This is a genomic window from Sulfurimonas indica, from assembly GCF_009192995.1.
Classification (GTDB): domain Bacteria; phylum Campylobacterota; class Campylobacteria; order Campylobacterales; family Sulfurimonadaceae; genus Sulfurimonas; species Sulfurimonas indica.
On the sequence record NZ_SDID01000005.1, the window covers coordinates 102815 to 116628 of the forward strand.

Here is a 13814-nt window from a genome sequence, read left to right on the forward strand (position 1 = left end):
ATTTATGAATTTTAATGAGTATAAAGAAGCAGTAGAAAAACTTAATCTCTGGGCATATCACTACTATGTCTTGGATGATCCGATTATGACAGACGAAGGATATGACAAGCTTTATCATGAGGTAGTAGCGTATGAAGAGGCACATCCGGATGCAATTTTAAAGGACTCTCCAACACAAAGAATCGGGGACGAGGTGAGTGATGGGTTTGTAAAAGCCAAACATCTCTCACGTATGTGGTCATTAGAAGATATTTTTGATGCTGAAGGACTGAAGAAGTGGCTTGAGAAGACTTACAGATTAGACTCTAATGTAACATTCTACTGTGAACCAAAGTATGATGGAGCAAGTCTGAACCTTATCTATGAAAATGGAGAGCTGCGTGAGGGAATTACTCGTGGTGATGGAGTAGAGGGTGAACTTATTACGCAAAATGTTAAAACCATTCGCTCTATTCCACTTACAATTGAGTATCAGGGATTAATTGAGATACGTGGTGAGGTTGTTATCTTTAAAAATGAGTTTGAAAAGATAAATCAAGAGCGTCTCAAACAGGGTGAGCCACCTTTTGCAAATCCTCGTAATGCAGCAGCAGGAAGTCTTCGACAGCTGGATCCAAAGATAACAGCCTCACGCAACTTGGTTTTTCTTCCTTACGGCATTGGTGTAAATGACCTAAAACAAAAACTGCTAAGTGAGCGTATGGAATATATCTATAATCTTGGGTTTCGTAGACCGCCACTTCGTGCTCTCGCGCAAGGGTATGATGAGATAGAGGCTATCTATGAGCAGATGAAAGAGGAGCGTGAGAGCTATTCTATGATGCTTGATGGTATGGTCGTAAAAGTCAATGAAATTGCAGCGCAAATCGATATGGGTTACACAGTAAAGGTACCTCGCTGGGCAGTTGCCTATAAATTTCCGGCTGTTGAGAAGATAACGACACTTAAAGATATTATACTCCAAGTTGGTCGAACAGGAGTTGTTACACCTGTAGCTATTGTAGAACCTACGGACATTGACGGCGTGGTCGTTGAACGTGCAACCTTGCATAACTTTGATGAGATAGAGCGTATGGATATTCGCATCGGCGATAAGGTCATCATTTTACGAAGTGGGGATGTGATTCCAAAAATTGTCAAAGTCCTCACGCAGGAGCGTAATGGTGATGAGGTGAAAGTTGAGAGACCAAAAGAGTGCCCTGTATGTGGCAGTGAATTGCTGCAAGAAGAGGTGCTTATAAAGTGTCAAAATTTAGAGTGTGAGGCACGTGTAGTGAACTCCATCATCTATTTTGCTTCCAAGCAGTGTCTTAATATTGACGGACTTGGAATTAAAATTGTTGAACAGCTTTTTAATGCTGGACTTGTACAAAGTGTAGTAGATCTCTTTAGCTTGACAATGGAACAGCTCTTAACATTAGAAGGGTTCAAAGAGAAAAAAGCACAAAACCTTTTAAAGGCCATAGAAGGTGTAAAGGGTGCTGAGTTGTGGCGATTTATCAATGCTTTAGGTATTGAGCATATCGGTGAAGTGGCTTCAAAGATGATAGCAGAGACTTTTGGACTTGAGTATAAAGAGGCAAGTAAAGAAGCTCTTATAGCTATTGATGGCATTGGTGATGAGATGGCGGAGAGCTACTTGGAGTTTATGCGGGTAAATCTACAAACCGTTACAAAACTTGAAGCTATCCTGCAACCTGTTGCACCAGAGCAAAGAGAAGAAGCAGATGAGAACCCTTTTAAAGGTAAAAGGGTTGTGCTCACAGGAACGATGAACGAGCCACGACCAAAGATAAAAGAGATGTTAGAGTCTTTGGGTGCAAAAGTAAGTGGGAGTGTCAGTAAAAAGACAGACTACGTAATTTATGGTGAAGATGCAGGAAGTAAGTATGACAAGGCAGTAAGTCTTGGGATTGCAACACTTACAGAAGATGAGATGCGTGGGATGCTTGCGTGAGAGAAAATGCATTGAAAATATATATTGACGGAGATGCATTTCCAAATCTCTTAAAAGCAATCATTTTACGTCAAATTGAAAAACTGCAAATCCCTACCTGTGTAGTTGCAAATAAAAAGATAAATATCGGAAAATCTGATTGTATAACATATATGATTGTAGATGCTGGAGCAGATGAAGCGGATCATAAAATCGTAGAGATGGTAGAAGAAGGTGATCTGGTCATTACGGCAGATATTCCACTCGCTGATAGAGTCATCAGTGAAAATGCGCATGCGATTGATCACCGTGGTGAGCTCTATAGTAAAGACAATATAAAACAGTATCTTGCGATGCGTAACTTGATGGAGAACATACGTGAGATGGGGGAAGTAACAAAAGGACCAAAGCCTTTTGGAGTAAAAGATGCAGAGCATTTTGCAAATCAGTTCAATAAGTTTTTACAAAAATTTGGAGTTAAATGATGCGTCTTGATAACTACCTTGTAGAAAAAGGAGTGTGTGAGAGCCGCAACAAAGCACAGCAAATTATTAAAGAAGCTCTTGTAAGTGTTGATGGTAAAGTAGTGAAGAAGCCATCATTTAAAGTAGAAGAAGAGAGTAAAGTAGAAATTGCAGAGCATAAAAGCTATGTCTCACGTGCGGCCTATAAACTACTCTATTTTTTAGATGAGATTGAACTTGATGTCACAAATAAGAGAGCTTTGGACATCGGCTCCTCTACAGGTGGATTTACACAGGTGCTTTTGGAACGTGGAGTGGGTGAGGTGAGTTGTGTTGATGTCGGGCATGATCAACTGCATCACTCTTTGCGTGAGGATAGTCGTGTGAGGGTCTATGAGGGGTGTGATATTCGCAAGTTTGAGAGTGATAAGCCATATGAGCTGATAGTAAGTGATGTGGCCTTTATCTCATTGCTGCATATTTTAGATGATGTCCAAAGGCTTGCAAGCCAAGATATTATTTTACTCTTTAAACCACAGTTTGAAGTAGGACGTGAGGCAAAACGTGATAAGAATGGTGTGGTCTTAGATAAAAAAGCTGTAAGTAATGCTATGATACGTTTTGAAGATGCATGTAAGTTAAAATCATGGGAGCTTGTAAAAAAAGCTCCAGCAAAACTTGCTGGAAAGGACGGAAATCTTGAGTACTGCTATTACTTTAGAAAATAGTAGATCTATTGCAATCGGTGGATTTGACGGTATGCATATTGGTCATCAGGCACTTTTTAATGAACTGGATGCTGATGGTGTTATCGTTGTAATCGAGACAGGTTATGCGAATTTAACACCCCAGAGGTATAGAGAGCATTACAATGACCATAAGATAGAGTATCTCAAACTTGAGGATATCCGCCATTTAGATGGAGAGGGTTTTATCAAACTGCTTCAAGAGAAATTTCCAAAACTTCAAAAAATAGTGGTGGGGTATGATTTTCATTTTGGAAAAGATAGAAAATACTCTTTTAATGATTTAAAAAAACTTTTTGATGGAGAAGTGGTCGTGGTTGATGAAGTAAAACATAATAATGACTCGGTACATTCGCATAAGATTCGTGCAAAACTGCAAATTGGTGATATAAAAGGTGCCAATGAGTTTTTGGGACATAACTATAGTATTATAGGTGAGCGAATTGAGGGGCAGGGTATAGGCTCACGTGAGCTTGTGGCAACCATCAATCTCAAAGTAGAGGATTTTTTACTGCCAAAAGAGGGAGTTTATGCAACATTGACACGTATTGATGATGAAGAACATTTTCATCCCTCTGTGAGTTTTATAGGACACCGAGTGAGCACTGACGGAAGCTTTGCAGTTGAGAGTCATATATTGGATAGTGAAGTAATATGCGAGAAAAAAGCAGAGATAAGTTTTGTGGACTTTATACGAAACAATGAGAAATTTGACTCTATTGAGAAACTCAAAGAGGCAATCAAAAAAGATATAGCACAGGCAAACAAAGTGCTACATCGTTTAGCACTATAAGGAAAAAATTGCAAAGAGAATATTTAGAAGACAGAGAGAAGATAAACTTCAAGTTTGAACAGACAAAAGAGGATTTTATCGTTGATGAAAATCCGAGAAAGTTCAGTGAAAAAGGGAATTATATAATTCTACGTGTGCAAAAGATTGAGATGACAACATGGGATATGATAGCGGCTTTTGCACAGTTTTTGAATCTACCGGCTGAGAAGATTGGCTATGCAGGACTTAAAGACAAGCATGCAACAACAACGCAGTACATAAGTATAGAAGCCAAGTATGAAAAAGCGCTCAAGAAGTTCAAACATCCCGGTATTAAGATTTTAAAGACTACACGGGACAAGTACTCCATTCGTATGGGTGATTTGGTTGGGAACCGTTTTAGTATTAACCTTTTTGGCGTTTCACCCATAGAAGCAGGGCAGATTGAAAAAAGAGCGAGAAAACTTGCAAAGGATGGACTGCCAAATTACTTCGGCTATCAGCGTTTTGGACGTGATGAAGACTCCATCAATCAAGCACGTGAGATGATAGCCGGAGAGTTGCACATAGAAGATGCGAAGCTCAAAAAGTTTCTTATCTCTGTCTATCAATCTTTTTACTTTAACCAATGGTTGCGTGAGCGTGTACTACTCTCACGTGAGAAAAACAGTGGGAAGTTTCTGCTTTTAGAGGGTGATGTCTATCTGTCAGATGAAGGGAAACTCTTTACGCCTAAAAAGATGCCTCAGCGTGATTTTGAAGCACATAAGGTTGTCCCAACTGGGCTTCTTTGTGGTCGTGATGTCTACCGTGCAAGAGATGCGGCACGTGAGATAGAAGAAAAATATGATGATGAGTTTTTATATGACAAGGGCTCACGCAGAGAAGCATTGATATTTCCAACTGATATCAAACTTGACTATAAAAATAATTTTGATATCTTAAATATTAGCTTTACTCTGCCAAAAGGCTCTTATGCAACTGTTTTTTTAGAAGCAATAGCAAATAAAAACTTTAGTGCACAGATGGGAAAACATCCGGCTAAAAAAAGAAAAGTTTAGAGTCCTTTTTCCAAGACTCTTGTAGCTTCTTCTTGTGTGAGAGGTTTTGAGTAAAAGTATCCTTGAATTGTAGTGAGGTTAAGCTTTTTGAAAAACTCTTTTTGTTCTTCATTTTCTACACCCTCTACAATACAGCTGAGTTTGAATGTATCTGCAATTGACTTGATGATTTTTACCAGGTCTTCATCTTTTGATGAACCTGGAATTCTATCGACAAAGGCTTTATCGATTTTTAGTTCATCGAGTGGCAGTTTGTGGATGTACTGCAGTGATGAGTATCCAGTACCAAAGTCATCCAAAGAGAGCTTCACTCCAAGTTTTTTGAGTTCATTAAGATGTTGTAAATCCTCATCACTGAGATTCATCAGTTCACTCTCTGTTACTTCTATCGTTAGATATTCAAGATGCTCTTGATACTCCTGAAGTACTTTATAGATTGCAATACTGTTAAAGTCATCGTTTGTAAAGTTTACAGAGATAGAGATTTTATGCCCATTCTCATGCCAAATTTTTAGTTGTGCCAAAGATTTTTTGAGCATGATAAGATCGATTTCGTTTATAAGGTTGTTTTCCCTTGCAAGATGCAGAAAAAAACTTGGTGGAATGACTTTTCCGTGACTCTCCCATCGTACTAAAGATTCGAAACTGACGACCTCTTTTGTAAGTGAGTTTACTTTTGGCTGATAGTAAGGGAGAAAAAGCTCTTCTTTGATGGAGTCTTTGAGCGCTTCTAAAAGAAGATGCTGTTTTGATATCTCATCGCTCATATAGCTTTCATAAAAGAGTATCTGCTCCTTTCCTTGTGTTTTTGCAAGTAAAAGTGCTGTATTTGCATCTTTTATAAGCTCTTGAATATCTGTGGAATTTTTCGGATAGGATGATATACCTATACAAAAACCGATGCGTAAAAGATTACCTGAAATGGAGACCGGTTTTGAAAATGTCATTTTTATATTTTTAAGAGTTTTTTGAAGGTCACATTCACTGTTTACGATAATGACAAACTCATCAGCACTGTATCTGTAGCAGTGGTTATTACAGGTTGTATTTTGAAGCATATGACCCACTTTTTGCAGTACGATATCGCCAAAAAGATGTCCATAGGTGTTGTTGATAATTCTAAAATTATCTATATCTAAAAAGAGGATAGAAAATCTTTCACTCTCACTACTCATCGCCTCTAAATTTTTTAAGAGTGAGTTCTTGTTTAGCAGTGATGTCAGCTGGTCATGTGATTTGAGAAATGATGTATGCTCTTGCGATATTTTTAATTTTTCAAGTGTAAGAATCTTGTCGGTAATGTCATAAACGATACCTATCATGCGTAGAGGCTGACCTTCATCAGAGTAGATGACAAAGGCTTTTTCATGTACCCATGCAACTTTACCGTTTTTGAGCTTGATTTTATGTTGAAGGTCATAATATTTTTTCTTTTGATTCAAAACATCATCAATTTCTTTGAGGACTCTCTCTTTTGTCTCATCATCAATAACAGTTAAAAACTTTTCAAATGCCGGTTTAAAAGTTTCAGAGTCTTCGCCATATATTTCTATTTTTTGTCTACTCCAAAGGACATCATTTGTCTGAATGTCCCATTCCCAGTAACCAACATGTGCAACATCTGTTGCCATGTCAAACAATGTTCTAAATTCATCAATGTTTATATCTTGTATAGCCATAAGGAAATTATAGCAAAATTATGTTACATCAATATTACCATTTATAATGTATCTTTACCACTCTTCCTCTTCTTCATTTATCTCTGCATCATCATAAGGGTCCATATGTACTAATATATGTACTTTTTTATCGTCATCAAAAAGCTGTTTGATTTTTGCTTCTACTTTATCTGCGATAGTGTGAGCATTATAGAGCGATATCTCGTTATTGAAAACTGCATGAAATGAGATAAAGATGTGACTTCCTGAAACACGTGTTCGAAGATAGTGATAGTTTGTAATTTCAGGCTCTTCTTTTAAAGCTTGTATGATTTTGTCAACATCTTCTTTATCAAGAGCAACATCAAGCAGCATCAGCACACCCTCTTTGATGATAGGAAGGGTAGAATAGATCATATAGATGGCAATTCCAATACCTAAAATGGGGTCAATCAGCTCTTGGCCTGTGTAGTGAATGATAAGCAGGGCTAGGAGTACGGCACCGTTTGAGAAGAGGTCAGTTTTGTAGTGTAGGGCATCTGCCTTGATAACCATGTTCTTTGTTTTTTCAGCAACATAGTTTAAAAAAAGAACAAGCAGAGCTGTTATAACAAAGGAAGCTATCATGACCATAATACCTTCACTCATATGGCGCATAGTAACAGGGTGCAGGATTTTAGAGGTCGCCTCATAGAGGATAAAGAGTGCTGAAAGGGAGATAATCGTTCCCTCTATTACTGCTGCAAGGGGCTCAAGCTTACTGCGACCAAAATGAAACTTTTCATCAGGGTTTTTCTCTGCATTGTGCAGGGCAAAATAGTTAAAGAGAGAAACGATCAAATCAAGTAAACTGTCTATAGCAGAGGCAAGTATGGCAATAGAACCACTCAATATTCCAACTGCAAGTTTTAAAAAAACCAGAAGTGCTGCAACACTGCTCGATGCAACGGTCGCTTTTTTCTCTAATCTCAAAAAGTATCCTTTTTGGGTACAATTATAATAAAATTTAGATATAACAGTGATTAAAATGGATATAAAGAGTTTAAGAGAAGAACGAAAAAAATGGATGACTTGGAAAAATATTGCACCCTTGCGTGAGGCTTTGGAGAATTTAGAAGATGTGCAATGTGAAGTGAGTTATGATGATGTTGTAAAAATCAGTGGTGAATTTGATGATAAGAAGATTTATGATACTGCAAAACTGTTGATGCCATGGCGAAAAGGACCGTTCTTAATCGGTGAGACATATATAGACAGCGAATGGAAAAGCAATATAAAATATAATCTGCTACGCAAGCATTTTGATTTAAAAAACAAGCGTGTTGCCGATATAGGGTGTAACAATGGTTACTATATGTTTCGTATGCAGGAAGATGAGCCGAAACTTCTTGTCGGATTTGACCCTTCGCCACTGTATAAGACACAGTTTGATTTTATCAATCATTTTGTAAAAAGTGACATTGTATATGAGCTCTTAGGTGTAGAGCATTTGGAATTTTATGAAGAGAAGTTTGATACTATCTTCTGCTTGGGAGTACTTTATCACAGAAGTGACCCTGTAGCAATGTTAAAGTCTCTCTACAGAGGACTTGACAAAGAGGGTGAAGTTATCTTAGATACTTTCTATATTGATGGTGATGAAGAGATGGCATTATGTCCGGAGTCGAGTTATTCAAAAATTCCAAATATCTACTTTGTCCCGACGATAAAGGCATTAGAGAATTGGTGTAAGCGTGCTGGTTTTAGTGCGTTTGAGGTTTTAGAAACTTCTAAGACGGATGCAAATGAACAGCGAAAGACAGAGTGGATAGAAGGACAATCCTTAGAAGATTTTTTAGACACCAATGACAGCTCAAAAACTGTTGAGGGTTACCCCGCACCACAAAGAGTATATGTACGACTGATTAAGGATAAGAAATAATGGCAGAGAATGAAGTAAATGAAGAAGAGTTAGAGCTCGAAGATTATCGAGAAGATGAAGAGCAGATTATTATTCAAACGCATGAGAGAATAAATCAAGATCTGTGTGGAGAAGTTATTAAATTTGAACAGGGCTATGTAGAGTTGCGACTAACAACTTTATCTGAGATGGTTGCTGATGATATAGGACTTATTCACGGAGGGTTTATCTTCTCCGCGGCTGATTATGCAGCAATGCTCGCCGTAAATGAACGAAATGTCGTTCTTGTTGCTTCTGATTGCCAATTTCTTTCACCTGTAAAGTTTCATGATGAGGTTCATTTTGTAGCACGTGTTCGTCATAAAGAGGGACGCAAGCGTAATGTTCATGTGGAAGCATTTGTTTTAGATATTAAAGTCTTTGAAGGTGAGTTTAAAACGGTTATTACTGAGAGACACGTCCTCAAGTTGAAACTTCTAGATAAAGAAGAGAGTGAAAGTGGTACACCAGTACCAGTAGAAGAGGAGTCCTAAGAGAGCTATTTTTTAGCTGTCAGTAAAAAGACTCCAAAATCACGATGTGGTTTGTTTATCGTATTGATATTCTCTATCACAACATCTATAAAACCGCTTTTCTCTACTATCTCACGCAACTCTTTTTCATTGAAGCCAAAGTGGTGTACTCCGGTATTGTCCGAATGAAATGTGCCATCTTCACTCTCTAGGTCAGCGATGGCTATAAACCCGTCTTCTTTGAGATTATTGTGTATGGTTTTAAAAAAAGCCTCTAGATTTTCTACATGATGCAGTGTCATAGAGCTCACCAGTCCATCGAACTTTTGTTTGAGCGGTTGTTTTATGATATCTTGCTGTATTGGAATGATATGCAGCGTATCACAGTTTTTCTCTTTGAGCTTCTCAAGCATTCCTATTGATGTATCGACACCGTAAACCTGCTTAACTTTCTTTGCTATCTCAAATCCAAGCAGACCGGTACCTACACCAAAGTCCATTATCTCCATATCCTGCGTGAGATGAACTCTTTTTTGGATTGCATCTGCTATAACTTTTGCATTATTGACACGAATGTCACCTTGATCCCAGTTTTTTGCTTTTTCTTTAAAATTATCTTGCATAGTCTCTCCTTTAGAGCTGTTTTATCCAGTATGGAGCATATTGCTGCTCCTGTTTTATTGTTGTTGTGCCACCGTGACCGGGGTAGATTGTTTTGTCAAAGTCTAGTTTTTGGAATTTCTCTAATGATTTTTTCATATCTTCTGGATTGGAGTAGGGAAAATCAGTTCGTCCAATGCTTCGTTCAAAGATAAAATCACCGCTAAACATCGCATCATCTATCTCTATTGTTGAGCTTCCCGGAGTATGTCCCGGAAAATGACGAAATTTGACTTTGATGCCATCAATGTCTAACTCTGCATCATCTTCAACCAAAATATCCGGCGTAGAAGGTGGAAGATCCGGCATCCAACTGCTTTGACGCAGGAGCATATCATCCTCTTTTGGTGTGTAGAGTTTGACACCAAGCTCACGCTGTAACTCTGCATTGCTCCAGACATGGTCAAAGTGTCCGTGTGTGTTTAAAATGGCTATGGGATTGGTGACATTTGCTGTTACCCATGAAGTGGCATCAACACCCGGGTCGATGATGATATCTTTGCCATCTTTTGTAACGATGTAGCAGTTTGTCTGATAGGGCCCCATCGGCTGGACTTTTATCGTCATATTCATCTCTTTTTTAGTGAAATTATAGCATGATAACAGTATGAGTTTTTATAAAGAATTAGAGTTAATTTTACAATCCAAAAATCCACAAGAGAAGTTTAGACTTTTTGAGGATTTTTATAAGAAATTTCAAGCAAATGAATGTCACTTTGAAGAAGATTTCATTCCAAAAAAATTTGATGCTCCATCCTATGCAGAGATATGTACGACAGTTCCTCCACAACAGGTGCCAAAACGCTCGAATCTCACAACTGAAGAGGGACAGGTTAAGCTTCTTCATGCTGTAGCACACATAGAGTACTCGGCAATTGATTTAGCCCTTGATGCAGCTTACAGGTTTGGTGGACTTCCACGTGAGTATTATGCAGATTGGTTGGCTGTTGCAGAGGATGAGATACGCCACTTTGTCATGCTTGAATCTCTGCTGCATGAGCTTGGCAGTCAGTATGGTGCTGTTGCTGTCCATGATGCACTCTTTGAAGCGAGCCAAAAGACACAGACACTTTTGGAGAGAATGGTGGTAGTTCCACGTTACTTGGAAGCAAATGGGCTTGATGCAACACCGATGATACTCAAAAAGCTCAAAAAACTTCCAAAGAGCCAAATGATAGAGAAGATCATAGAGAACCTGGAGATTATTTTAGATGAAGAGGTTGATCATGTCAAAAAAGGAGATGTCTGGTTTAAGTATGCCTGTGAGAGAGAAAGTGTAAGTGAGGATGTCTATTTTGACATTATTGCAAAATATTACCCTCGCGGTTTTTTACGGCCAAATGATCTGAATATCGATGCACGTAAAGAAGCAGGATTTTCCTGCTCTGAATTAAAAGTGATGGCAAAAAGAGAGGTTTGTTAAATTAAAAATCTTTTTTTGCTTCATTGTAAGCTGCATTAAAGTCCATAACAGTTCCACCGTTTTCTTTGGCAAACTTTGCGGCATCTTCGAGATTTTTAAATGCATATTTACTTATCATACTCATAGTTCCTTTTTTCTTTGAACCTACAACATAGTATGCTTTTGTAGCATCGATGAACTTTAGAGATGTCACATCTACTACTTTGATATCTTTCGTATCTGCATGGTTATGCTCTTTATCATCTACAAGGCAGTGCAGTGAACAGTACTGTTTCTCTTTACCATCAACATTTGCAGCATGGTTCGTTTTATAAAACATTGGAAGATTCATGCCACAAACAGGACAAGATTCCTTACCTTTTTGAACAATAGTTGCTTCTTGCGGTGAAACTGATTGAAAGAGCTCCATTATCTTATCTGCGTTGAGAATAACAAGTGAACTGGCAATAATCAGTCCTGCTAAAAGTATTTTGATTGCTTTCATTGAGATCCTTTAAAAAAGTACCTGTATTTTAGTAAATAATTGTTACATTAGTGTTAAGGGAGGATTATTCTTGCATAAAAGAGCTCGTATCTCTATAATAATCACGAATTTGTAGAAACTCATCAAGATGTTCAAAGAAAATATCGACGAGTTGCGGGTCAAAATGTTTTCCTCTCTCTTCTTTTAAAAATTTAAAAATGCGTTTATCATCCCATGCTTTTTTATAACATCTATCAGAACCAAGTGCATCAAAGACATCGGCAAGTGCAGTGATACGACCATAGATATGGATTTTTTCACCTTTTAAGCCTCTTGGATATCCACTGCCATCATATTTTTCATGATGCTCATAAGCAATGATAGCAGCTGTTTTTAGAAGTGGTTTGTCTGAATCTCTAAAGAGCTCATAGCCAATGTTAGCATGTGTTTTCATCGTTCTCCACTCTTCTTGTGTCAGTTTTCCCGGCTTGTTCAAGATTGAGTCGGGGATACCGACTTTCCCAATATCATGCATAGGGGATGCTGTTTTTAGATAGGTGATTTCTTGAATAGAGAGACCATAATAATGAGCGAGCAGTTCAGAATATTTTGCAACTCTTTTCACATGAAAACCTGTCTCTTGAGAGCGTGTTTCACCGATCTCACCCATTCGATAGATCAGATCTTCTTGAGTATGTTCTAAATCTTCATGAAGTTTTACCACTTTGGTGATATCGTTACGAATGGCGATGAACTCCTCAATCTCCCCATCATGGTTCAAGATAGGATTTATCGTTACCTCTACGATATAAGAACCTCCATCTTTTTTCTTATTTTTTACAATACCGTACCAGGGTTTTTTAGCCAGTATGGTTTCCCACATATTTTTAAATGCGGATTTTGGCATGTCAGGATGTCTTACTATGTTATGTGGCTTTCCTAAAAGCTCTTCTCTTGCATATCCGGATATGGAACAAAACCTGTCATTGGCATAGATGATTTTTCCTGTGATATCTGTTTTTGATACGATGCCGCTTCTGTCAACTGCATTTTTATACTCATTTAAAAGACGAATATTTTTAATGATCTCATTTTTTAGTTTTAAACTAATCCAAAAGGTGAAAAAGAGTATAAGTAAAAAGAGTAAAATATCGATATAAAGTTCTATCATAGTGTTGTTGATTTTATGTGTTATATATATGTCAATATTAGAGAGGTATTTTTTTTCAATTTGATAGAATTGATTGATAACATGTGTCGTTTTTTGAAACCATACTTCCGGATTTTCCAAACTCTTTTGAGGAGTATGTGAAAAGTATGCAGTTGTTACTGTTTCAATGTATTGATAATCACTGCTTGATTTTACGTTGTCTAAAAGTTCTAAGAAATCTTTGGAGGCTACAGATTCATAACGATGCATGGATGTATCGTACATCCCTTTTGCATGAATTGCTCTGTGAATGAGTTCTTTATCAATTTTGTTTTGGGTCAAAATACCATTAAAGGTACCTCGTATCTGTCCAAGAGCCTCTTTCATAAAAGAGAGGTTTGTGTAGCATTGGAGCTTGTTGTTTAAAAAGGTGTCATCAACATGAATGGCACTTTTAAGATAGATAAACTGTATATGCTTAATTCTTTTTGTAAAAAAATCAAATGCATTGCTTGTTGCAATCTCTTTAGTATCAATCTTTTTGCGTATTTGTGTCACAATTCTTTTTTTCGCAAGATAACTCTCTTTATCTTTGCCATAAATCTGCAAAGAATTTTCAAATGCTGTATCTACAGCTTTGCGTATTTGAAGAAGTTTTTGTTTGAACTTTTCACCATCGCTTCCAAGATAGCCACTGCTCAAACCTCTTTCTTGCTGCAGATGATTGATAAGTTTTGATATCTCTGTAATATGTGTGACATTCGCTTTTAAAGTATGCAGTTCTGTAAGCTTATTGTATGAGTTGATAATAAAAAATACAAAACCAATAGTAATAATAATGAGAGGAATAAAGGTCGAAAATTTTAATTTTTTGATAACACTTTGTGACTTTATAAGATCTCCTTTGTATCTTTTTTGTAATAATACTTTATATATGTTACATTTATGTTAAAAAAAACTATATCTCTTTAGAGAAAATTCTCATTGAATAAAAATAAAAGCTATACTTTCATAGAGTTTTGTTACAAAACTTCGATATAATTTATTTTGTTAATAATTTTTAAAGGTT

14 protein-coding genes are annotated in these 13814 nt (G+C 37.2%); 8 read left to right on the forward strand and 6 right to left on the reverse strand.

The genetic code is table 11. The features are described from left to right. Nucleotides 1–4: 4 nt before the first annotated feature. The 5 genes from ligA to ES948_RS03450 are packed head-to-tail and all read left to right on the forward strand — an operon-like array spanning nt 5 to nt 4979. A complete protein-coding gene (gene ligA / locus ES948_RS03430) occupies nt 5–1957 on the forward strand; it encodes an NAD-dependent DNA ligase LigA (RefSeq protein ID WP_152183538.1) in 1953 nt (650 codons plus the stop codon). Between the two features lie 11 nt (nt 1958–1968). Further along, complete coding sequence (locus ES948_RS03435) at nt 1969–2421, forward strand: YaiI/YqxD family protein (RefSeq protein WP_152183604.1); 453 nt, start codon at nt 1969–1971, stop codon at nt 2419–2421. Next, entirely contained in the window at nt 2421–3128 is a 708-nt protein-coding gene (tlyA, locus tag ES948_RS03440; protein ID WP_152183605.1) for a 23S rRNA (cytidine-2'-O)-methyltransferase TlyA, read from the forward strand. The genes ES948_RS03435 and tlyA overlap by 1 nt, the downstream gene beginning before the upstream one ends. After that, complete coding sequence (locus tag ES948_RS03445; protein WP_152183539.1) at nt 3100–3939, forward strand: bifunctional riboflavin kinase/FAD synthetase; 840 nt, start codon at nt 3100–3102, stop codon at nt 3937–3939. Before tlyA ends, ES948_RS03445 begins: the two co-directional genes overlap by 29 nt. An 8-nt stretch (nt 3940–3947) precedes the next feature. Continuing rightward, entirely contained in the window at nt 3948–4979 is a 1032-nt protein-coding gene (locus ES948_RS03450; protein WP_152183540.1) for a tRNA pseudouridine(13) synthase TruD, read from the forward strand. On the opposite strand, the gene ES948_RS03455 is transcribed toward ES948_RS03450, so the two are convergent. Together ES948_RS03455 and ES948_RS03460 are read right to left on the reverse strand one after the other, a co-directional pair. After that, complete coding sequence (locus tag ES948_RS03455) at nt 4976–6658, reverse strand: bifunctional diguanylate cyclase/phosphodiesterase (protein ID WP_152183541.1); 1683 nt, start codon at nt 6656–6658, stop codon at nt 4976–4978. The two genes, ES948_RS03450 and ES948_RS03455, sit on opposite strands and share 4 nt — an antisense overlap. 54 nt (nt 6659–6712) lie before the next feature. Beyond that, entirely contained in the window at nt 6713–7609 is an 897-nt protein-coding gene (locus ES948_RS03460) for a cation diffusion facilitator family transporter (RefSeq protein ID WP_152183542.1), read from the reverse strand. A 55-nt stretch (nt 7610–7664) separates the two neighbouring features. On the opposite strand from ES948_RS03460, the gene cmoB reads away from it, so the two are divergent. Further along, the gene (gene cmoB / locus ES948_RS03465) at nt 7665–8558 is read left to right on the forward strand and encodes a tRNA 5-methoxyuridine(34)/uridine 5-oxyacetic acid(34) synthase CmoB (protein ID WP_152183543.1); all 894 of its coding nucleotides are present in this window, start codon (nt 7665–7667) and stop codon (nt 8556–8558) included. Further along, nucleotides 8558–9070 (forward strand): PaaI family thioesterase, encoded by a 513-nt coding sequence (locus ES948_RS03470; RefSeq protein WP_188109438.1) that lies wholly within the window; start codon nt 8558–8560, stop codon nt 9068–9070. Before cmoB ends, ES948_RS03470 begins: the two co-directional genes overlap by 1 nt. 5 nt (nt 9071–9075) lie before the next feature. Here the strand turns inward: ES948_RS03470 and ES948_RS03475 are convergent, their stop codons facing one another. Beyond that, nucleotides 9076–9672, reverse strand: coding sequence for a class I SAM-dependent DNA methyltransferase (locus ES948_RS03475; RefSeq protein WP_152183545.1), 597 nt, complete (start codon nt 9670–9672; stop codon nt 9076–9078). 10 nt (nt 9673–9682) lie between these two features. Further along, on the reverse strand, nt 9683–10276 hold the full coding sequence (locus ES948_RS03480) for an MBL fold metallo-hydrolase (RefSeq protein WP_152183546.1): 594 nt from the start codon (nt 10274–10276) through the stop codon (nt 9683–9685). A 40-nt stretch (nt 10277–10316) separates the two neighbouring features. Between ES948_RS03480 and ES948_RS03485 the strand changes: the two genes are divergently transcribed. Next, nucleotides 10317–11132, forward strand: a complete 816-nt coding sequence (locus tag ES948_RS03485; protein WP_152183547.1) for a ferritin-like domain-containing protein — start codon at nt 10317–10319, stop codon at nt 11130–11132. Nucleotide 11133: 1 nt separating this feature from the next. On the opposite strand, the gene ES948_RS03490 is transcribed toward ES948_RS03485, so the two are convergent. Together ES948_RS03490 and ES948_RS03495 are read right to left on the reverse strand one after the other, a co-directional pair. Then, nucleotides 11134–11616 carry a nitrous oxide reductase accessory protein NosL gene (locus ES948_RS03490; protein WP_152183548.1) on the reverse strand — a complete coding sequence of 161 codons (483 nt, stop codon included), beginning with the start codon at nt 11614–11616 and terminating at the stop codon, nt 11134–11136. Between the two features lie 64 nt (nt 11617–11680). Then, nucleotides 11681–13681, reverse strand: a complete 2001-nt coding sequence (locus tag ES948_RS03495) for a nitrate- and nitrite sensing domain-containing protein (RefSeq protein WP_343029870.1) — start codon at nt 13679–13681, stop codon at nt 11681–11683. Between the last annotated feature and the right edge of the window lie 133 nt (nt 13682–13814).